The sequence below is a fragment of the Mesorhizobium sp. M0870 genome (assembly GCF_040319775.1).
Classification (GTDB): Bacteria; Pseudomonadota; Alphaproteobacteria; order Rhizobiales; family Rhizobiaceae; genus Mesorhizobium.
Genome location: NZ_JAMYOI010000025.1, coordinates 69,906 through 88,892 on the forward strand (window position 1 = coordinate 69,906; position 18,987 = coordinate 88,892).

The following is an 18,987-nucleotide window of genomic DNA, read 5'->3' on the forward strand; positions in this document are numbered from 1 at the left end:
CTTGGACCGTGGGCGAATGCGTGGCCAACCCTTCTTAAGCATGCAATGATCCGCCAAACGGGGGACATAAGAATGGCACTGATCGCAGCGCACGTCGTCCTAGCATTAGTGCTTTTTCGGCTGGTTAATTGGATCGGCGAGCATGCCACCGACTTTGGCTATGCGAGCACGACACTTTTCGAAGAGCCGAACGAGTCGCTGGCCCTCAATTTCTTCATCCGGGCACTTGCTCCGGCCGTGTTCATGGTGGCGCTGTCCGCGGCAACCGTCGCCGCAGGCCATGCCGACCTTCGTGTCGGCATCTATTGGATCGCGATCTATTATTATGCGCTTCGCGCCATTTACATCTTAGCCATGAACATGCACCGGCTTGTCAGCTGGCCACGCTTCGTCTTCCATTCGGGCGTTGGCCTCGCTGCAGCTTGGCTGGTCTACCAGTCCCTGATCCTTCCCAACCGATCTCTACTTCCGAACCTCGATACGGCCGGGAATGAGCTCTGGCTGGCCATTTCTGCCTTCCTCTATGCGGCCGCCAACAAAGTGACGGTGTCTGGTGGACCGGGAAATAGAAGGCGCAACGCGTTCATACAGCGAAGCTATGACAGGGCGGAACTCTTATATGGCGCGCTCATCAACGAGAGAATTTCCGACGACAAGCTGCAACTCATAACTTATGCCATCCTCATCTATGAGGATTACTGCCGACCGCCTTCTATGCGGATCCTCGAACGTCTCTGCTTCTGGAAGCCGGTGCGCACGACCGGTGTTATGCAAGTAGCTTCCTCAACAGCTTTGACTGATGAGGAAAGCGTTAAGCTGGGAGCGAAGAAACTGTCTGCGTCTTGGCAAAGCTATGCTGAAGAAAATTTCTACATGCGAACGCTATCAACCATCAGCGACTACAACAAGGATAGCAACTATTCGAACAGGGTTTTGGAGGTAATGGAGATCCTCGCCAAGCGTGCGGCACCCCGGTTCCAGCCAGCCTACAATGCCATAATCATAATGGAGTGACTTGGATCCTCAAGTCTCGAAACCGCGTCCGGACCAAGCTGCGGCTAAGCTGATGCCCGAAACGGGTCGAGAGCCGAACGGCGGTTTACCAAATTCCTCGTCCGGACCCAGACGGGCAGCAATCGGCCCATTCGATGCCTCGTCTCTAAGGGTCGCTCGCTGAGGAATAACCGCCTTCACCCTGAAGCTGAAAGCCAGCCCGCCTCAGTCCTTCGCCCGCTCCACATACGCCCCATCGGCCGTCATCACCACCACGCGGGTGCCCGGCGCGATGTGCGGGGGGACCAGCGTGCGCACGCCGTTGGACAGCACGGCCGGCTTGTAGGACGACGAGGCCGTCTGTCCCTTGGTCGTCGGCTCGGTTTCCACCACTTCGAAGGTGGCGCGCTGCGGCAGCACAAGGGAAATGGCAATACCGTTGAACTGCGACACCTGCACGGCCATGCCTTCCAGCAGGTAAGGCGCCATGTCGCCGACCACGGCTTCCGACACCGCGACTTGGTCGTAGCTTTCCGGGTTCATGAAATGAAAGCCTTCGCCGTCACGGTAGAGGAAGGTGTGCTCGCGCTCTTCGACATAGGCGCGCTCCACCTGCTCGGTGGTGCGGTAGCGCTCCGAAACCTTCACCCCGTCGCCAATGCGGCGCATGTCGAGCTGCGTCACCGGCGTGCCCTTGCCTGGGTGGATGTTTTCGGCAAAGAGGATCACATAAAGCTTGCCGTCCTTTTCGACGACATTGCCTTTGCGGAGCGAACTGGCGATGACTTTCACCACGGTTTTAAATCCTGCGAGAGTTGATTGGCGTTTGCCGGCTTGTGCGGCGCTGGATGGGGGCCTACCGCATCTTGGCCGCCGCCGCCAGCCCCCTTCCACCATGTTCCGAGCCGCATGACCGAAGCTTCGCCCTGGTGGACGCCGCATGTCCACGCCGACCGCCGCCCGCGGCTGATGCTGCGCAACGGCATCGCCGCCAGCCTGCGCGATTGGTTCGCCGCCCATGATTTCGTCGAGGTGCAGACGGCAGCGCTGCAGGTCTCGCCCGGCAACGAGGCGCATCTGACGGCCTTCGCCACGGAAGCGGTCGGGCCGGACGGTGCAAGGGCGCCGCTCTATCTCCACACCTCTCCGGAATTCGCCTGCAAGAAGCTGCTCGCCGCCGGTGAAGTCAGGATTTTCAGCTTCGGTCCGGTCTACCGCAACCGTGAGCGCGGGCCTTTGCACCATCCCGAATTCACCATGCTCGAATGGTACCGGGTGGGCGAGGCCTATGAGAGCCTGATGCAGGATTGCGCGGCCTTCCTGGCGCTGGCCGCGACAAGGGCAGGGGCTACTCTTTTCTCGTTTCGGGGCCGCGACTGCGATCCGTTTGCCGAGCCGGAACGGCTGACGGTGGCGGAGGCCTTCACTCGCTACGCCGGCATCGATCTGCTGGCAACGGTCGCCGCCGACGGCAGCACCGATCGCGACGCGCTGTATGCGGCGTTGACCCAGGCCGGCCTGCGCACTGCGCCCGACGATAGTTGGGCAGATTTGTTCAGCCGTGTGATGGTGGAAAAGATCGAGCCGTTGCTCGGGCAAAGACGGGCGACCATCCTGTGCGAATATCCACTGGCCGAGGCGGCATTGGCGCGGCCGAGCCCGAACGACTCGCGCGTCGCCGAGCGTTTCGAGCTCTATTGCTGCGGCGTCGAACTCGCCAACGGCTTTGGCGAACTGACCGACGCCGACGAGCAGCGCCGGCGTTTCGTCATCGAGATGGATGAGAAACAGCGCATCTATGGCGAGCGCTATCCGCTGGACGAGGATTTTCTTGCCGCCCTTGCCATCATGCCGCCGGCCAGCGGAATCGCGCTCGGCTTCGACCGGCTGGCGATGCTGGCCACCGGCGCGCAAAAGATCGAGGACGTGATCTGGACGCCTGTCGCCTGAGGCGCGGAAAGATCTGGCCTATTCGATTCCAGGGATCAAGACTGGACCGTGACCCCGAACCAAGAGACCACATGATCGGTACGGGATTTCAAGGTCAATCGGGAAGATCCACAGTGGCTGCTTCTGAAACGGTCGAAATCGCCATTGTCGGCGCCGGAGTTGTCGGGCTGGCGACGGCACTTCGCCTTGTCGCGGACGGCCGCGAAGTTCTGCTCATCGATCCGAACGAGCCGGGCTCCGGCGCGTCGTTCGGCAATGCCGGGACGATCGCCGAATATGCCTGCATGCCGGTCGGCACTCCTGCGGTACTGCGGGCGTTGCCGAAGCTGCTGCTTGATCCCGACAGCCCGTTTTCGCTGCGCTGGCCGGCGCTGCTGCAGCTGGCGCCATGGCTCGTTCGGTTCATGCGGCAATCGCTGCCGGCGGCCACCCGGGCCAATGCGCTGGCGCTCGCCGGACTGCTGGCCGACGCCCTCCCGGCCTGGGAGGAAATGGCCGGGGAGGCCGATCTGGACGATCTGCTGCGCCGCAATGGCTGTCTTTACCTCTATCGCCGCGAGAGCGATTTTGCCGTTGGCGCCGGCGGCCGGGCAATGCGCGCTGGGTTTGGCATCCACCAAGAGGTGCTGACTCCGGAAGAGGTAGCGGCACTTGAGCCGGGCCTGCCGGCGACAGCAGCGCATGGCGTGTATTTTCCCGACTCGATCAATGTCACCGATCCGGCAATGGTGATGCGGCGGTTGCGGGGCGCGGTGAGCGCCCGTGGTGCATCGGTGAAGCAGGCTGAGATCACCGGGCTGCAGGTCGAGGCTGGCGGTGTCCAGCTCAGCGGCCCCGGCGTTCGCATCAACGCTGGCACGGTGGTGATCGCCGCCGGTGCACGGTCGCGCGCACTGGCCGCGCAGGCCGGCGACAGGATTCCGCTCGAGACCGAGCGCGGCTATCATCTGGAATTCCACACCGACGCGCCGCTGCTCAACCGACCTGTCTGTCCCGTCGATCTTGGCTTCTACCTGACGCCGATGGCTGGCCGCTTGCGGGTCGCCGGCACCGTCGAACTCGGCGGCCTGGTCGCGCCGCCAAATCCGCGCCGGCTGGCGCTGCTTGACCGTGGCGCCAGGCAAATTTTTCCCGGGCTCGGCTCGCCTGCCTCGCAATGGCTCGGCTTCCGGCCGTCCCTGCCGGATTCCAGGCCGGTCATCGGCGCTTCGCGCGGCAGCTCCCGCGTAATCCATGCTTTCGGGCACGGCCATCTCGGCCTGACGCTGGCTCCGATCACCGCGCGGCTGGTCGCCGACTTGATCGGCGGACGCGGCGATCCGGCTCGGCTCGCACCTTTCGCGGCGGGCCGTTTCGGCCGTTGATCGACCGATGCCCTCGATCTGGGCTAGTGCGCGAAAACCTGCTCCAGTGAGCGAAAACCCTTGAATTCCAGGGCATTGCCCGAGGGGTCGCGGATGAACAGCGTTGCCTGTTCGCCGGGCTCGCCCTTGAAACGGACCATCGGCCGTTCCAGCCAATCGATGTCGTCGCGCGCCTCCAGCCGCGTCGCCAGGCGCTGCCAGTCGTCCATCAACAGCACGGCGCCGAAATGCGGGATCGGCACGACAATGCCGTCGACCTTGCCGTCGCTGGGGGCCTGTGCGGCCTGCGGCCGCAGATGCGCCGACATCTGGTGGCCGTAAAGGTCGAAATCGACCCAGGTCGCTGACGACCGGCCGATGGCGCAGCCCAGCACCTCGCCATAGAAAACGCGGGTTTCATCGAGATCACGGACCGGAAAGGCGAGATGGAATGGCGTCATCGAAATGCTCCGTGCAGGCTGCGAACCGATTTTGCGTCACAGGGTTGGCGATTTGAACCGTCCACCCTGCATTTTGATTGAAGCCTATGCCATTGCACAAGCCGGACCGGAACAATAGATGGGTGGGCAACGGCCGCACACCGGCCGCACCAGCAGGATTTCAGGCATGACCGATATATCAGACGCAGCAAAATTGACCGACCGCGTCGCGGCTCTGGTCGAGGCTGCAAAAAAGGCCGGCGCCGATGCCGCCGACGCGGTGGCCGTGCGCGGCCGCTCGACCGGCGTGTCGGTGCGTCTCGGCAAGGTCGAGGCTACCGAAGCCTCCGAGAGCGAGGATGTCGCGCTGCGCGTTTTCGTCGGCGGCCGCGTGGCGAGTGTCTCGGCGACCGCGGCGTCCGACCCGACAACACTGGCCGAGCGCGCTGTGGCGATGGCGAAAGTGTCGCCGCAGGATCCTTATCAGGGGCTGGCCGACCCGGCATTGCTGGCCAAACAGACGCGCGATCTCGATCTGTTCGACGCCACCGAAGTGTCGGCAGACCAGTTGAAGGAAGCCGCATTGGCGGCGGAAGCGGCAGCGCTTGCCGTCAAGGGCGTGACCAATTCGGCCGGCGCCAGCGCCGGTGCCGGCCTCGGCGGCCTGGTGCTGGCCACCTCGCACGGCTTCCTCGGCCACTATGTCGGTTCGCGTTTCTCGCGCTCGGCCAGCGTCATCGCCGGCGAGGGCACCGGCATGGAGCGCGACTATGAATTCTCCTCGCGCCAGCATTTTGCCGATCTCGATGCGCCCGAGGACATCGGCCGCAAGGCCGGCGAACGCGCCGTGCGCCGCATCGGCGCGCGCAAGGCGGCCACCGGGCCGGTCGACGTGGTCTTCGACCCGCGCGTCGCGCGCGGCATCGCCGGCCATCTTGCCGGCGCCATCAACGGTGCCTCGGTGGCGCGCAAGACGTCCTTCCTGCGCGACATGATGGGCAGGCAGGTGGCCGCCTCCGCCATCACCGTCACCGACGAGCCGCTTCGGTTGCGTGGCCAGGCCTCACGGCCGTTCGACGGTGAAGGCGTCGAAGGCGAAAAGCTGTTGATGGTCGAGAAGGGCGTGCTCAACCACTGGTTCCTGTCGACCTCGGCCGCAAGGGAACTGGGCCTCGTCACCAACGGCCGCGGCGCGCGCGGCGGCTCTTCCGTGACACCATCCTCCACCAATCTCGCCATCGAGCCGGGCGAGCGGTCGCCGGAAGAGTTGATCAAATCGCTCAAGACCGGCTTCTACGTCACCGAAGTGTTCGGCCAGGGCGTCGACATGATCACCGGCGAATACAGCCGTGGCGCTTCGGGCTTCTGGATCGAGAATGGCGAACTGGCCTATCCGGTCGCCGAGGTCACCATCGCCTCGAACCTGAAGACGATGTTCCTCAACATGGTGCCGGCCGATGACCTCGACCGCAATTTCGGCACCGCCGCCCCAACGCTCCTGATCGAAGGCATGACCCTTGCCGGAGCATGACCTGACCATAGCCGGGGCCATCTCCGGCGCCTCTGGGGACTTGCCGCTGCTGCGCGATGCTGCCCGCGAGGCGGGGGTCATCGCCATGCGCTACTTCGGCAACAGCCCACAAGTCTGGATGAAGGGCGGCACATCGCCGGTCAGCGAGGCCGACCATGCCGCCGACGCCTATCTGCGCGAAACGCTGCTGGCGGCCCGGCCCGACTATGGCTGGCTGTCGGAAGAGACGGTCGACGATCCGGTCCGGCTTTCCGCACGCCGCACCTTCGTCGTCGACCCGATCGACGGCACACGCGGTTTTCTGGAAGGCCAGCGCACCTGGTGCGTCAGCGTCGCCGTCGTCGAGCGTGGCCGTACGCTGGCCGGCGTGCTGGAATGCCCGGCGATGGAGGAGACCTATTGGGCGCTGCCCGGCCAGGGCGCCTTCCGCAACGGCAAGCGCATTGCGGTTCGCAAGCTGCCGGACACGGTCGAGATCTCCGGGCTGAAGCAGTTGACCGACCTGATGCCGGCCGAATGGCAGGCGCGCCTGAAGCGGGCGCCCTACAGCCCTTCGCTCGCCTATCGGCTGGCCATGATCGCCAATGGCTCGCTGGATGCGACTTTCGTCAAGCCGAATGCGCATGACTGGGATATTGCGGCGGCCGACCTCATCCTGCGCGAGGCCGGCGGCCAGCTGCTCGACCAGCATGGCCGTGCTCCGCTCTATGCCGGCGAGGTGACTCGTCACGGCGCCCTTGCTGCCGGCAGCGGTGAATTGCTGGCCGTGCTCGCCGGCGTCATCGCCGGTCTGGACGCGTGAAAGCGTTTTCCCGGGCGAGATGAATTCATCTCGCCCTAAAGGTTCCAAAGTCGGCGGCTTTGGTCTAGACCTGTCACAAACTCACGATATGTGAAGGACCGACATGGCCGCGGAAGACGGAAAGAAACAGCTTTTGCATCTGGTGTTCGGTGGCGAACTGAAGAAGCTTGGCGGCACCGATTTCCGCGATCTCGACGGGCTCGACATCGTCGGCATCTATCCCGACTATCAATCCGCGCACACGGCGTGGAAAGCCAAGGCGCAAGCCAGCGTGGACAACGCCCACATGCGTTACTTCGTCGTTCATCTGCACCGGCTGCTGGACCCCGACAACAAGGCTGCCGGTTGACTTCGATGGAGCATGACCTGGCGAAAGGGCCAGCAAGCGATGCGGCGCCCACGGGCAGGGGACGCAGCCGCACGACCAAGGCCTTCTGGCGCAAGATTCGCCAACCGCTAGCGCAGTCGCGATTCGTCAAGAACGCCATTGCCAGCCTGTTCGCCCAGTTCGTGCGGTTCGTGCGCCTCACCAATCGCGTCGTCGAGGGCTCGGCGCGGTTTTCGGGCGGCGCCTATACCGAGTTCGAGCCTGGCATCATAGCCCTGTGGCACGGCCAGCATCTGCTGACGCCGGCCTATTATCCCAAGCGCAAGCCGCTGGTCGCCATGGTTTCGCGCAGCGCCGATGCCGAGCTCAACGCGCTGATGCTGGAAAAATTCGGCATCGAGGCAGTGCGCGGCTCCGGCGGGCGGGAAAATGCCAGGCACCTCGACAAGGGTGGGGCAAAAGCGCTTATCGCCCTGAAAAAGTCGCTCGCCGTCGGCAAGAACGTCGCCATGATCGCAGATATTCCGCACGGCACGCCGCGAGACGCAGGGCTTGGCATCGTTCTCCTAGCTCGCCTGTCGGGTCGGCCGCTTGTGCCCGTCGCCATCACCACCAGCCGCCGCAAGGTGCTGGAGAAGAGCTGGGACAAGACCACCATCAACCTGCCGTTCGGCCGTTCGTCGATCGTCATCGGTCAGCCGATCTTCGTGGCGGCCGGCGCCGATGACGCCGAAATGGAGCGCAAGCGCCAGGAAGTGACGACCGCGCTCAATGCCGCGACCGCCGAGGCCTACCGTCTCGTGGATGCTCCGCGATGAGCGGCCGCTGGGCACGGGCCATGCTGTCGGCTTACCGGTTCGCGGGTGCGGCAGCCTATCCGCTGGTCGGGCCCTATGTTGCCTGGCGCACCTCGCGCGGCAAGGAAGACCGCTACCGCCGCCGCGAGCGCTATGGCGTCGCCGGCCGCGCGCGCCCCGACGGGCCGGTGATCTGGATCCACGCGGCGAGCGTCGGCGAGACCATAGCCGTCGTGCCGCTGGTCGAAAGCATTCTCGACTACGGCGTCAACATCGTGCTGACGACCGGCACGGTCACCTCGGCGCAGGTCGCCGACGAGCGTCTCGGTGATCGGATCATCCACCAATACGTACCGCTCGATCTCAAGCCGGCGGTCAGCCGGTTCCTCGATCACTGGCAGCCGGACCTGGCGATCATCGCCGAATCCGAGATCTGGCCGATGACCATCCTCGAGCTTGGCGCGCGCCGCGTGCCGCAGGTGCTGGTCAATGGCAGGCTGTCCGACCGCTCGTTCAAGTCGTGGAAGAAACGGGCCAACATCGCCGAGGCGTTGTTCGAGAACCTGGCTCACGTCGTGGCGCAGTCGGATGTCGATGGCGAGCGGTTTCTGGCGCTAGGCGCGCGGCCGGTCACCGTGTCGGGCAATCTCAAGGTCGATACCTCGCCGCCGCCCGTCGACGAACGGGCGCTGGCGACGCTGCGGCGGCAGGTAGGCACGCGCCCGACCTGGGCGGCGATCTCGACCCATGACGGCGAGGAAGTGGTCGCGGCTGAAGTCCACGCGACGCTGCACAAGCGCCACCATGGTCTCCTGACGATCGTCGTTCCGCGTCATCCCGATCGCGGCGAGGCGCTTGCGGCGCAGATTTCCGGCATGGGCCTGAAGGTCGCGCGGCGCAGCAAGGGCGACAGGATCGCCGCCGACACGGATATATTGCTCGGCGACACGATCGGCGAGATGGGGCTCTATCTCCGGCTGACCGAAATCGCCTTCGTCGGCCGCTCGCTGACCTCCGAGGGTGGCCAGAACCCGCTGGAGCCGGCCATGCTCGACACGGCGGTTCTCGCCGGGCGCAATGTTCAGAATTTTCGCGAGGCCTACCAGCGTCTCCTCGACAGCGGCGGCGCCAAGCTGGTGCGCGATCGCGACATGCTGGCCGGCGCCGTCAATTTCCTCCTGACCAACGAAGTGGCGCGCCACGAGATGATGGCGGCGGGTGTAGCGACCGTCGACGAGATGCGCGGCGCGCTGGCGCGCACGCTGAAATCGCTTGAGCCCTACATCCAGCCGCTGGTCGTCAAGTCGCGCCTGAAGGGCGCGAACGGGCGCTAGCGTGGCCTCCGAAGCACCACCATTCTGGTGGGAAGAGCCGGACTGGCGGGTCTTGGCGCTGTCGCCGCTATCGGCCATCTATGCCGCCGCCGCCGGTCGCGGCATGCGGCGGGCCAAGCGCGAGAAGATCGAAGCACCCGTTCTGTGCATCGGCAATTTCACGGTTGGCGGCACCGGCAAGACACCGGTGGCCATCGCGCTCGCCGAAAAGGCCAAGCGCATGCATCTGAAACCCGGTTTTCTGTCGCGCGGCCATGGCGGCTCCTTCGCCGAGCCGCATGTCGTCGATATCCATCACGACAGCGCCAGGCATGTCGGCGACGAGCCGCTCCTGTTGGCCGAACACGCGCCGGTGGCGGTGACGCCGAATCGTGCCGCCGGCGCCCGGCTGCTGCTGGAACGGAATGGCTGCGATTTCCTGATCATGGATGATGGCTTCCAGAGCGCCCGCATCCACATCGACTATGCGCTGGTCGTCGTCGATGCGCGCTATGGGATCGGCAATGGCCGCGTCATTCCGGGCGGTCCGCTCAGGGCCAAAATCGTCGACCAGCTGGTCTTCACCAGCGGGCTGTTGAAAATGGGCGAGGGCATCGCCGCCGACAGCGTGGTCCGCCAGGCGGCACGCGCCGGCCGGCCAATCTTCGAGGCCCATACAGAGCCAAGCAGCAAGGCAGGGCTTGCCGGCAAGCGGTTCCTCGCCTTCGCCGGTATAGGCCATCCCGAGAAATTCTTCGACACGGTGCGCGAAGCCGGCGGCGAACTGGCGTTGACGCGGCCGTTTCCGGACCATCATTTCTATGCCGAGGACGAACTTGCCGAGTTGGCGGCGACCGCGCACGCCGAAGGGCTGGTGCTCATCACCACCGCCAAGGACGCCGCCCGGCTGCGCCACGGCGCCTCACAGGACTTCCTCGACCGGCTCGAGGTGCTCGAGATCGACACGGTCTTCGAACTCGACCACGTTCCCGAGCGCATCATCGACGAGACGCTCGATGCCTGGCGCCAGCGCAAGCTGAAGGGCTAAAGCAATTCCAGGAAAAGTGTGAAACGGTTTTCCTGGGAAAAAGCGCATAGCGCTTTCCCTTGGGAATTGCGTCAAACAAAGAGCTGGAGCGGTTCGCCGTTCCGTGAAACGGGGAACTGCTCTAACCGCGCTTACGCAGCTCCGGATGCATTTCGATTTCGCGGCGCAGCGAGGCGGTGGCGCTGATGTAGGGCTCCTGCCTGGCGACGCTCCAGTATTTCAACTCGTCGAGCGGAATGCTTTCGCCTGTCACCGCGCAACGCACGAACGCGCCGGGACTGGTAACCTGGAAGTCGCCATCCAGATAGCGGATGCGGGCTTCCTTGCCGCCGGGGCCTTCGAAACGGTTCATCATGCGGGGACGCCAGGGTTCATGAGGATTTCATCGCCATAAATTCCCGGCGAGGTCAAGCATGCGACAAGCCTGAGACAATGCTGAACGCTTATTGTGAGGCGGAAAAATGGTGTTGGCAGGCCGCAATGGACATTTCCTCCACTCGTCTTCCCGCCTTGCTCAGGGAAGTGATGACGCCGCAGGTAGTGCCCTCGGGGCAGGCTGATCCAGTCATGACGGCACTGGTCAAGGCGCTGGTCCAGCCGCCGGCGCCGTCTCTGCTCGCACAACAGACAGCGCCAGCGCTGTTGACTTTGCCGGCCGCGCCGATGGCCGTCAAATCGCAGCAGATCGCATCGGCTGGCATCGTCGATGCCTATCTTGCCCAACTTGAGACGGGCGAAGAGGCGGCGTTGGCAACGATCGCGGCGAGAAAGGCAGAACCCGAAGCCGAAACGCTGCGAGCCTTCTTGCCGCCTTCGACAACGGCCAATGACAATGCCCCTGCCAAGGTTGCGGGGCTGTCATTGCTGTCGCTTATCCCGCCGCAGGCTCCAGTCCCGCGCAACGCTGCCGCCCTGGGTACATTGGCGGGCAGGCACAGGCCGGCCAATCAATCCCATGGTGCGGTGCCGAACCCTGAGCAGTTGCTGGTGAAAATTGGCTTTGTTTCGATAATGGCCGGTTTTCTGGGAGCCGTGATCCTCGGGTTCGTTCTGTTGTTGCTTCGCTGAGCTTCGAATCGGCCGGTTCTCGATATATGTCCGAGAGGCCTATCGCTCGGCTTCGATAAACGCCTCGATCTTGTCCGGAGCCAGCCCGGCCTCTGCCGCGATGCGGCGGGCGAGGTCGGCGGCTGCGGCACGCGGCCGCCCGATCGGCCGGTCAAGCCAGTAGGACACCGGATTGAGCGCGGTGCGCTCATCGACGGGAGTGATGCGGCCCGATTGCAATTGATGCCCGGTCAGGGGTGGGCGTGCCAGCGCGATGCCCAGCCCATAGGCGGCGGCGTCGAGCACCAGATTGTAGTCCTCGAAGCGGCGGTCCTGCGGGCGCGGGCGATAATCCATGCCTTGCGCGGCAAACCAGGCGCGCCAGGCAGACGCGTCGGAATCGTTGATCAGCGGATATTTGAGCAGCCGGGCCGGGTCGCCGCGGCCGATCTCGCGGGCAAGCCCGGGTGACGCGACGGGGAAGACATGTTCCTCGAAAAGCTGCACCGAGACGCGGCCCGGAATGCCGCCGCGTCCACAGCGGATGGAGAGATCGATGCCCTCATCGGCAAGGTCGGCCTGGCGGATGTCGACATCGAGCACGATGCGCAGCTTCGAGGGATTGTTCTCCAGAGCCGCCATGCGCGGCATCAGCCACAGTCCGCTGACCGAGGGGATCGAGGTCAGTCGCACCACGGCGGTGCCACGCGGCTCGACCCAGCGGTCGGAATGGGTCGATATCAGCGCAAAGGCTTCCGCCGTGCGCAGATGCAGCCGGTTCCCCTCGATCGTCAGCGAGACGCCGCGCGCACCACGGTCGAAGACTTTCAATCCCAGCCAGTCCTCGAGCTTGGCGATCTGCCGGCTGACGGCGCCATGGGTGATGTTGAGCTTTTCGGCGGCCGCCGAAAAGCTGCCTGTCCGCGCCGCCGCATCGAAGGCGCGGAGCGTCTCGAGCGGCACCATTGTGTCCGAGCTGTGATCCATAGTCACAGGTGATCCTCGATTTGGTCGTTTGTCAACCGGCCTGAAATGGCGTTTTCTGCCTCTCAGGACCGAAGAATGCGAGGGCAGTGAGATGAGCGCGATGACGGGCACGTTGAATTCGACACAGCGGATGGACACCACGGCAGCCATTGCTGTCGCGCTGACGGTGGTCGGCTGGGCTTCTGCCTTTCCCGCCATCCGAGCCGGTCTCGCCGCCTTCGGGCCGCTGGAATTGGGTGCATTGCGCTTTGCCATCGCCGCGGTGCCGGCGGCGATCTTCCTGGCCGTCAAGCGCCCGGCGCTGCCCAGGCTCGACGAAGTGTGGCGCTTGGTCTTCGGCGGCGCCATCTTCGTCGCGCTCTACACCGTCATGCTCAATTTCGGCGAACTGACCGTCTCGGCCGGTGCCGCCGGCTTCATCATCAATGTCAGCCCGATCTTCACCGCCATCATGGCGATGGTCCTGCTGGGCGAGCGCTTTTCGGGCATGGCCTGGGCCGGCACGGTGATTTCCTTCGCCGGCATAGGCGTCATCGCCATGGCCGACGGGCATGGCCTGTCATTTAACACCGGTGCTCTTCTGGTGCTTGGCTCGGCCTTGTGCTCGGCCGTCAACACCATCGTCCAGAAGCCGCTGTTTGCCCGCCATCATCCGTTGACCATTTCGGCTTCGAACATGGTGCTCGGCGCACTATGCCTGGCGCCCTTCCTGCCGTCGGCCTTTTCGCAGGCGGCGGTTGCCGACACGGCAGGCCTCGGCGCCGTCATCTTTCTCGGCATCGTGCCCAGCCTCATCGCCTATGCCGCCTGGGCGACCGCGCTGTCGCGTCTGCCCGCCGCACGTGCCTCCAACTTCCTCTATCTGGTCTCGCCGATGTCCGCGCTGATCGGCTTCTTCTGGCTGGGCGAAGTCCCCACGCTGCTCGGCATAATCGGGGGCGCGCTGGCCCTGGGCGGTGTCATCGTGGTGAATTTGAAGAGATGAATATTGCCGTCCGTCCGCTTCCCTCATTCGGAACGATCCCTCGGTCAAAGGCGTTTAGCCGGTGTTTATTCGACGGAGGTCCGAATGCCGGGTGCAACGACGCACCGACGCATCCAACTGGATGATCTATCCATTTTCTATCGCGAGGCAGGGCCGCCAGAAGCACCTGTCTTGCTCTTGCCGCACGGCTATCCCTGCTCTTCGTTCCAATTCCGCCGACTGATGCCGGCGCTCGCCGACCGCTGGCGAACGATTGCATTCGACTGGCCGGGCTTCGGATACAGTGGCACACCAGATCCGGCCGCCTTTGGCTATGATTTCGACGCCTATTCCGACGTGCTTTCCAAACTTGCCGGTGAATTCGGTCTCGAACGCTACGCCTTGTGGCTGCATGATTATGGCTCGCAGATAGGACTCCGGCATGCGATCTCGCACCCGGAGCGGATCAGCGCCCTGATCATCCAGAACGGCGACATCTACGAAGACGTGCTTGGACCCAAATACGCCACGATCAAGGCTTGGTGGACCGACAAGTCGCCCGACAAGCACCGTCCGCTCGAGGCCGCCGTGAGCGAGGACGGGTTCCGGGGCGAGTTCATCGGGGAAGTGGCTGACGACGTTGCAATCCGCGTGCCGCCCGATCTCTGGAGCCTTCACTGGCCATTGATGAACACGCCGGTTCGTCGGCAGATCGCCGTCGGTCTGATGGAGAAGCTGGAAGCCAATCTCAATTGGTTTCCGCGTTACCAGGCTTATTTGCGTGAACACCACCCGCCCACGCTGATCGTTTGGGGGCCAGAGGACGGCTATATGCCCGCGGCGTCGGCGCAGGCCTATAATCGCGATCTGCCCGATGCGGAACTGCATCTGATCGAGGGGGCGGGTCACTGGCTGCTCGAGACACATTTCGACGACGCGCTGCCGCTGGTCCGCGATTTCCTGGCTCGTGTTCACGGCTGATCTCACCCGGCGTCGCTTGCTGCGCTCAGTTGTTGTCCCCTGTCTGAAGGAGAACCTCATGCCGACCAAACCGACCATCGCGCGCATCTGGCGCGGTCGCACCCGCCGCGACGTCGCCGACGCCTATGAGCCATACCTGCGTGCCGAGGGTATTCCGCCCCTCGAGAAGACGGCGCTTGGCGTCCAATTGCTGCGCGAAGACCGCGATGCCGAGACGTGGTTCACAACCATCTCGTATTGGGCCGACATGCAAGCGATGACGGCCTTTACCAGAGGCGAACCGACCAAAGTCCATCATCTGGACCGCGATGCCGAGTTCCTGATCGAGCTGCCGGAGCGGATCGACATCCACCGGATACTTGTCGATCGTCAGGGACTGCGCTGAGCGGCGAATCTGGTGGTTCGCAATCTCGCCTTCTTCGCGGTGATGTCGCTGATCTGGGGGCTGACCTGGGCGGCGATCAAGCTCGGTCTCAATGACGTGCCTCCGCTACTGCTGGCGGCGGCGCGCTATTTGCTGACCGCCGCGCTTCTGGCAACAGCGGTGCGTGGAGCCGGCGCGGCATTCGCCCACGGGCGAACGGGGCGGACGGTGGTCTCGGCATTGCTGGTCAATACCGGCACCTACGGTCTGCTTTTCTGGGGAATGCAGCACGTGCCCTCGGGATTGTCGGGGCTGGTCAACCTGGCGCTGATCCCGATCCTGCTGTTCGCGATTGCCGCATTCACCGGCGAGGAGCGACCGACCTGGCGCCACGCTTCCGCGCTCGCTATCGGCAGCATCGGGCTGGTTGGGCTGTTCTGGACGCGGCTTGGCGCGGGAAGCGGTTCGAGCGGCATCGGGCTCGCTGCGATCGTCGTTGCGACCGCCTGTTATTGCTTCGGCAGCGTGGTTTCGCGCCCGCTGGTGGGCGCGGTCAAACCACTGGCGCTGACAATGGTCCAGGCTGCGATCGGCGGTGTTGCACTGCTTGCGCTGTCGCTCGTGCTGGAGCCGATCTCGGGTGAGACGCTCGAGGCGCTGCACACGCCGGCCGCCATCGGCAGTCTGCTGTTCCTGTCGCTGTTTGGCACGATCGTCGCCTATACGCTCTATCTCGTGCTGATGCGTGATTGGGGCACCGTCCGTGCCGGGCTCTACGCCTTCGTTTCGCCGATCGTCGCTTTAGCGGCCGGAGCCTGGCTCTTCGGCGAGGCGGTCGGCTGGGCTGAAATCGCCGGTGCGATCCTCCTGCTGGCGGCGGCTGCGATCGCGCTGCTCGGGCCGCCAGGCGAAAATCGCGGGTGACCGCATTGTCGGCCGATCTCCTTGGCTTGCCGGTCTCAAGTGGTGAAGCGATGGCCCGCAATCCGTCCGCAGCTATCGCCGCCCGAAAAGCCGTTCGATATCCGCCAGCTTAAGTTCGATGTAGGTCGGGCGACCGTGATTGCAGGTGCCCGAGCCGGGCGTCGCCTCCATCTGCCGCAGCAGGGCATTCATCTCCTCGGCCTTGAGCAGGCGGCCGGAGCGCACAGAGCCGTGGCAGGCCATGGTCGCGGCTATTTTGTCCAGCCGCTCCTTCAGCGTGTCGACCGTGTCGTTGTCGGCGATCTCGTCGGCGAGGTCGCGCACCAATTGCCCGACATTGGTCTCGCCCAGCATCGACGGCGTCTCGCGCACCGCGACGGCGCCGGGGCCGAAGCGCTCGATGCCGAGACCGAAGCGGGCCAGCGTTTCCGAATGCAGCGCAAGCCGCTCGGCATCCTCCTCCGGCAGGTCGATGATCTCGGGCAGAAGCAGCATCTGCGAGGGCACCGGGCGCGAGTGCAGCGCATTCTTCAGCGCCTCGTAGACCAGCCGTTCATGCGCCGCATGCTGGTCGACGATGATGAGCGAATCCCTGGTCTGGGCGACGATGTAGTTCTCATGCACCTGGGCGCGCGCCGCGCCCAGCACCGCGCCGAGCAGCGTCTCGGCCGCTTCATCCTGCCCTGCGCGTGCATCGGCGCTATGCTGCGGACCGGCATCGAAAGCCGCTTGCTCGTTTTCATGCAAGCCGCGCTGCTGGAAGCCCGCACCCTCGAAACCCATATCGAGCGGCCGCTGCGACGACCGGGCGGGATCGAAGCCGGACGGACCCGAGGCGCGGTAGGCCGCGTCGTAGCTGCGGTGGCCGTTTGCCGCTCCACCGTGGCCGTAGGATGCGGCCCCTGGCCGGAACGCCGCCATCATGCCGGCGGCCCCCGTGGTGGCGGCGCGGACGCCGGCATCGGCCAGTGCCTGTCGGATTGCCCCGACGATCAGTCCGCGCACAAGGCCGGGATCGCGGAAGCGCACATCGGCCTTGGCTGGATGAACATTGACGTCGACGATGGCCGGGTCGAGCGTCAGGAACAGCACCGTCACCGCATGGCGGTCGCGCGGCAGGACGTCGGCGTAGGCACCGCGTATGGCGCCGGCGATCAGTTTGTCGCGCACCGGGCGGCCGTTCACATAGGCATATTGCTGCAGCGCGTTGGCGCGGGTGAAGGACGGGATCGACACGTGGCCGGTCAGATGCACGCCTTCGCGCATCGCGTCGAGGGCAATAGAATTGTCCGGAAAGTCGGCGCCCATCACCTGGGCGACACGGCGCAGGCTGCCTTCCGCGCTGTCATCCGCCGCCGGCAATTCCAGCGTCGAGCGGTCCGAGCCGGCCAGCGTGAAGCGCACGGCGGGGAAGGCGATGGCGATGCGCTTGACCACATCGCTGGTGGCCGAGCTTTCGGCGCGCTCGCCCTTCATGAACTTTAATCGGGCCGGCGTTGCGAAGAACAGGTCGCGCACCTCGACCGTGGTGCCGCGATTGGCCGCCGCCGGCCTGACAGGCAGGACGCGGCCACCCTCGATGCCGATCTCGGCGGCGCTGTCACTTGCTGCCGTGCGCGAGCGGATCGAAAGTCGCGACACCGAGCCGATCGACGGCAGCGCTTCGCCGCGGAAGCCCAGCGAGCGGATGTCGTTGATATCCTCGGTGAGCTTGGAGGTGCAGTGTCGTGCGATCGCCAGCGCCAGCTCCCGTTCGGGAATGCCGGAGCCGTCATCGGTGACGCGGATCAGGTTCAGCCCACCGCCGGCTGTGACGATCTCGACGCGCGAAGCACCGGCATCGAGCGCATTCTCGACCAGTTCCTTGACCACGCTCGCCGGACGCTCGATGACTTCGCCGGCGGCGATCTGGTTGATCATCGTTTCGGAAAGCTGGCGGATGGGCATGGCGCCACTATAGGCGGATTCGACGCCGATGAGAAAGCATTCGATGTCGGCGGAATAGCGATGATGCTGGCAGGACAGCACCCCCCTCTGGCCTGCCGGCCATCTCCCCCGCAAGGAGGGAGATCGGATGTCGCCACGGCTTTCGCCAATCTGCAGCGCTGCAGGAAGGGTGGCGAGGCTGGAACTGCCAATCTCCCCACTTGCGGGGGAGATGTCCGGCAGGACAGAGGGGGGTGCTGTCCCGCCGACTTCCAAGGGACAGGGAGGCACTGCCCCTCACGCCTGAGCCGCCAGCCAGTCTCGCACCTTGCGGGCGTTGTCGCTGAGTTCCCGGTTCTTCGGCCAGACGACATAGAACGCCTTGCCGGTCTTCAGCACATGATCCGTCACCGGCACCAGCAAGCCCGACGCCAGCAACCGCTCGGCGAGGTGCCGCCAGCCGAGCGCGATGCCTTGGCCTTCCATGACGCCCTGAATCACCAGGCCGTAATCGTTGATGCGCAGGCCGCGCGCGGTATCGCTGAGATTGGCGCCCGCCGACTGGAACCATTCGTCCCAGCTGGCCGCCTCGCGATACGGCTCCTCCAGATGGATGAGGCGGTGCGTGGCCAGTTCGGCAGCGGATTTGGGCAGGCCGAACTTTGCCGCATAGCTGGTGCCGGCGACGGGAAATATCTCCTCGTCCGCCAGCGGCAACGAGTGATAGTCCGGCCAGTCCCGCGGCGCGCCGCCGCGCACGCCGAGCGGAATGCCTTCGGCGATGATGTCGAGGTCGCGGTCGGCGGTCTGGATACGCAGGTCGATGCCCGGCAGTTCGTCGCGGAACTGCTGCAGGCGCGGCATCATCCAGAACGAACCGAACGCGGTCGAGGCGGCCAGCGTGACATGACCGCCGGTCGCCTGCAGGCGTAGATCCTCCGCCGATTTGCGGATATGCGAAAGCCCAAGCGAGACATCGGCATGGAAGCGCTCGCCGGCCTCGGTCAGGAGAACCTGGCGGTGGCGGCGCTGGAACAGCTTGGCGCCAAGCTGCTCTTCCAGCCCGCGCACGGCATAGGAGACGGCGGCCTGCGTCATGCCGAGCTCGCGGCCGGCGGCGGTGAAGCTCGAAAGCCGCCCGGCCGCCTCGAAGACGATCAGGCTGCCGGCCGAGGGCAGGAGGTGGCGCAGGCTTCGCATAAGCTGAGCTTATACAAGAGATCAGGATTTTCCAGCGTCACATCACCAT

At 64.8% G+C, this 18,987-nt stretch carries 20 protein-coding genes; 14 read left to right on the forward strand and 6 right to left on the reverse strand.

From position 1 onward, the window contains the following. Positions 1-72: 72 nt before the first annotated feature. Entirely contained in the window at positions 73-1,014 is a 942-nt protein-coding gene (locus NKH97_RS25375; RefSeq protein ID WP_352799030.1) for a hypothetical protein, read from the forward strand. A 204-nt stretch (positions 1,015-1,218) separates the two neighbouring features. Here NKH97_RS25375 and efp read toward each other — a convergent pair whose 3' ends face one another. Continuing rightward, positions 1,219-1,788, reverse strand: coding sequence for an elongation factor P (efp, locus tag NKH97_RS25380; protein WP_127289004.1), 570 nt, complete (start codon positions 1,786-1,788; stop codon positions 1,219-1,221). A 114-nt stretch (positions 1,789-1,902) separates the two neighbouring features. Here efp and epmA point away from each other — a divergent pair, with 114 nt between their 5' ends. Together epmA and NKH97_RS25390 are read left to right on the forward strand one after the other, a co-directional pair. After that, entirely contained in the window at positions 1,903-2,943 is a 1,041-nt protein-coding gene (gene epmA / locus NKH97_RS25385; protein ID WP_352799032.1) for an EF-P lysine aminoacylase EpmA, read from the forward strand. A 113-nt stretch (positions 2,944-3,056) separates the two neighbouring features. Then, positions 3,057-4,307, forward strand: a complete 1,251-nt coding sequence (locus tag NKH97_RS25390) for an NAD(P)/FAD-dependent oxidoreductase (RefSeq protein WP_352799034.1) — start codon at positions 3,057-3,059, stop codon at positions 4,305-4,307. 23 nt (positions 4,308-4,330) lie between these two features. On the opposite strand, the gene NKH97_RS25395 is transcribed toward NKH97_RS25390, so the two are convergent. Beyond that, positions 4,331-4,747 (reverse strand): VOC family protein, encoded by a 417-nt coding sequence (locus NKH97_RS25395; RefSeq protein ID WP_013532348.1) that lies wholly within the window; start codon positions 4,745-4,747, stop codon positions 4,331-4,333. Positions 4,748-4,913: 166 nt separating this feature from the next. Here NKH97_RS25395 and NKH97_RS25400 point away from each other — a divergent pair, with 166 nt between their 5' ends. The 6 genes from NKH97_RS25400 to lpxK all read left to right on the forward strand — a co-directional run bounded on the left by NKH97_RS25400 (position 4,914) and on the right by lpxK (position 10,545). After that, on the forward strand, positions 4,914-6,257 hold the full coding sequence (locus NKH97_RS25400) for a TldD/PmbA family protein (RefSeq protein WP_352799036.1): 1,344 nt from the start codon (positions 4,914-4,916) through the stop codon (positions 6,255-6,257). Next, on the forward strand, positions 6,244-7,059 hold the full coding sequence (locus NKH97_RS25405; protein ID WP_352799038.1) for a 3'(2'),5'-bisphosphate nucleotidase CysQ: 816 nt from the start codon (positions 6,244-6,246) through the stop codon (positions 7,057-7,059). Before NKH97_RS25400 ends, NKH97_RS25405 begins: the two co-directional genes overlap by 14 nt. A gap of 103 nt (positions 7,060-7,162) precedes the next feature. Further along, the gene (locus NKH97_RS25410) at positions 7,163-7,408 is read left to right on the forward strand and encodes a DUF4170 domain-containing protein (protein ID WP_056593794.1); all 246 of its coding nucleotides are present in this window, start codon (positions 7,163-7,165) and stop codon (positions 7,406-7,408) included. 5 nt (positions 7,409-7,413) lie between these two features. Next, positions 7,414-8,205, forward strand: coding sequence for a lysophospholipid acyltransferase family protein (locus tag NKH97_RS25415; RefSeq protein WP_013532344.1), 792 nt, complete (start codon positions 7,414-7,416; stop codon positions 8,203-8,205). Beyond that, a complete protein-coding gene (gene waaA / locus NKH97_RS25420; RefSeq protein ID WP_128305059.1) occupies positions 8,202-9,518 on the forward strand; it encodes a lipid IV(A) 3-deoxy-D-manno-octulosonic acid transferase in 1,317 nt (438 codons plus the stop codon). The genes NKH97_RS25415 and waaA overlap by 4 nt, the downstream gene beginning before the upstream one ends. 1 nt (position 9,519) lies before the next feature. Further along, a complete protein-coding gene (gene lpxK / locus NKH97_RS25425; protein WP_128305060.1) occupies positions 9,520-10,545 on the forward strand; it encodes a tetraacyldisaccharide 4'-kinase in 1,026 nt (341 codons plus the stop codon). A 121-nt stretch (positions 10,546-10,666) separates the two neighbouring features. Here lpxK and NKH97_RS25430 read toward each other — a convergent pair whose 3' ends face one another. Continuing rightward, complete coding sequence (locus tag NKH97_RS25430) at positions 10,667-10,900, reverse strand: DUF2093 domain-containing protein (RefSeq protein WP_031213688.1); 234 nt, start codon at positions 10,898-10,900, stop codon at positions 10,667-10,669. 77 nt (positions 10,901-10,977) lie between these two features. On the opposite strand from NKH97_RS25430, the gene NKH97_RS25435 reads away from it, so the two are divergent. After that, positions 10,978-11,613 carry a hypothetical protein gene (locus NKH97_RS25435; RefSeq protein ID WP_352442456.1) on the forward strand — a complete coding sequence of 212 codons (636 nt, stop codon included), beginning with the start codon at positions 10,978-10,980 and terminating at the stop codon, positions 11,611-11,613. Positions 11,614-11,652: 39 nt separating this feature from the next. Here NKH97_RS25435 and NKH97_RS25440 read toward each other — a convergent pair whose 3' ends face one another. Next, positions 11,653-12,579, reverse strand: coding sequence for a LysR family transcriptional regulator (locus tag NKH97_RS25440; protein ID WP_128305062.1), 927 nt, complete (start codon positions 12,577-12,579; stop codon positions 11,653-11,655). A 91-nt stretch (positions 12,580-12,670) separates the two neighbouring features. Between NKH97_RS25440 and NKH97_RS25445 the strand changes: the two genes are divergently transcribed. The 4 genes from NKH97_RS25445 to NKH97_RS25460 all read left to right on the forward strand — a co-directional run bounded on the left by NKH97_RS25445 (position 12,671) and on the right by NKH97_RS25460 (position 15,812). After that, positions 12,671-13,564, forward strand: coding sequence for a DMT family transporter (locus tag NKH97_RS25445; protein WP_128305063.1), 894 nt, complete (start codon positions 12,671-12,673; stop codon positions 13,562-13,564). A gap of 84 nt (positions 13,565-13,648) precedes the next feature. Further along, positions 13,649-14,524: an alpha/beta fold hydrolase gene (locus tag NKH97_RS25450; protein ID WP_352775904.1), complete on the forward strand. Its 876-nt coding sequence runs from the start codon at positions 13,649-13,651 to the stop codon at positions 14,522-14,524. Positions 14,525-14,582: 58 nt separating this feature from the next. After that, positions 14,583-14,909, forward strand: a complete 327-nt coding sequence (locus NKH97_RS25455) for an antibiotic biosynthesis monooxygenase family protein (RefSeq protein ID WP_023813566.1) — start codon at positions 14,583-14,585, stop codon at positions 14,907-14,909. 12 nt (positions 14,910-14,921) lie between these two features. Then, positions 14,922-15,812, forward strand: a complete 891-nt coding sequence (locus tag NKH97_RS25460; RefSeq protein WP_023813567.1) for a DMT family transporter — start codon at positions 14,922-14,924, stop codon at positions 15,810-15,812. 72 nt (positions 15,813-15,884) lie between these two features. Here the strand turns inward: NKH97_RS25460 and mutL are convergent, their stop codons facing one another. Together mutL and NKH97_RS25470 are read right to left on the reverse strand one after the other, a co-directional pair. Further along, positions 15,885-17,759: a DNA mismatch repair endonuclease MutL gene (gene mutL, locus NKH97_RS25465; protein WP_128305109.1), complete on the reverse strand. Its 1,875-nt coding sequence runs from the start codon at positions 17,757-17,759 to the stop codon at positions 15,885-15,887. A 276-nt stretch (positions 17,760-18,035) separates the two neighbouring features. After that, the gene (locus tag NKH97_RS25470) at positions 18,036-18,938 is read right to left on the reverse strand and encodes a LysR substrate-binding domain-containing protein (RefSeq protein WP_127288978.1); all 903 of its coding nucleotides are present in this window, start codon (positions 18,936-18,938) and stop codon (positions 18,036-18,038) included. Positions 18,939-18,987 lie beyond the last annotated feature (49 nt).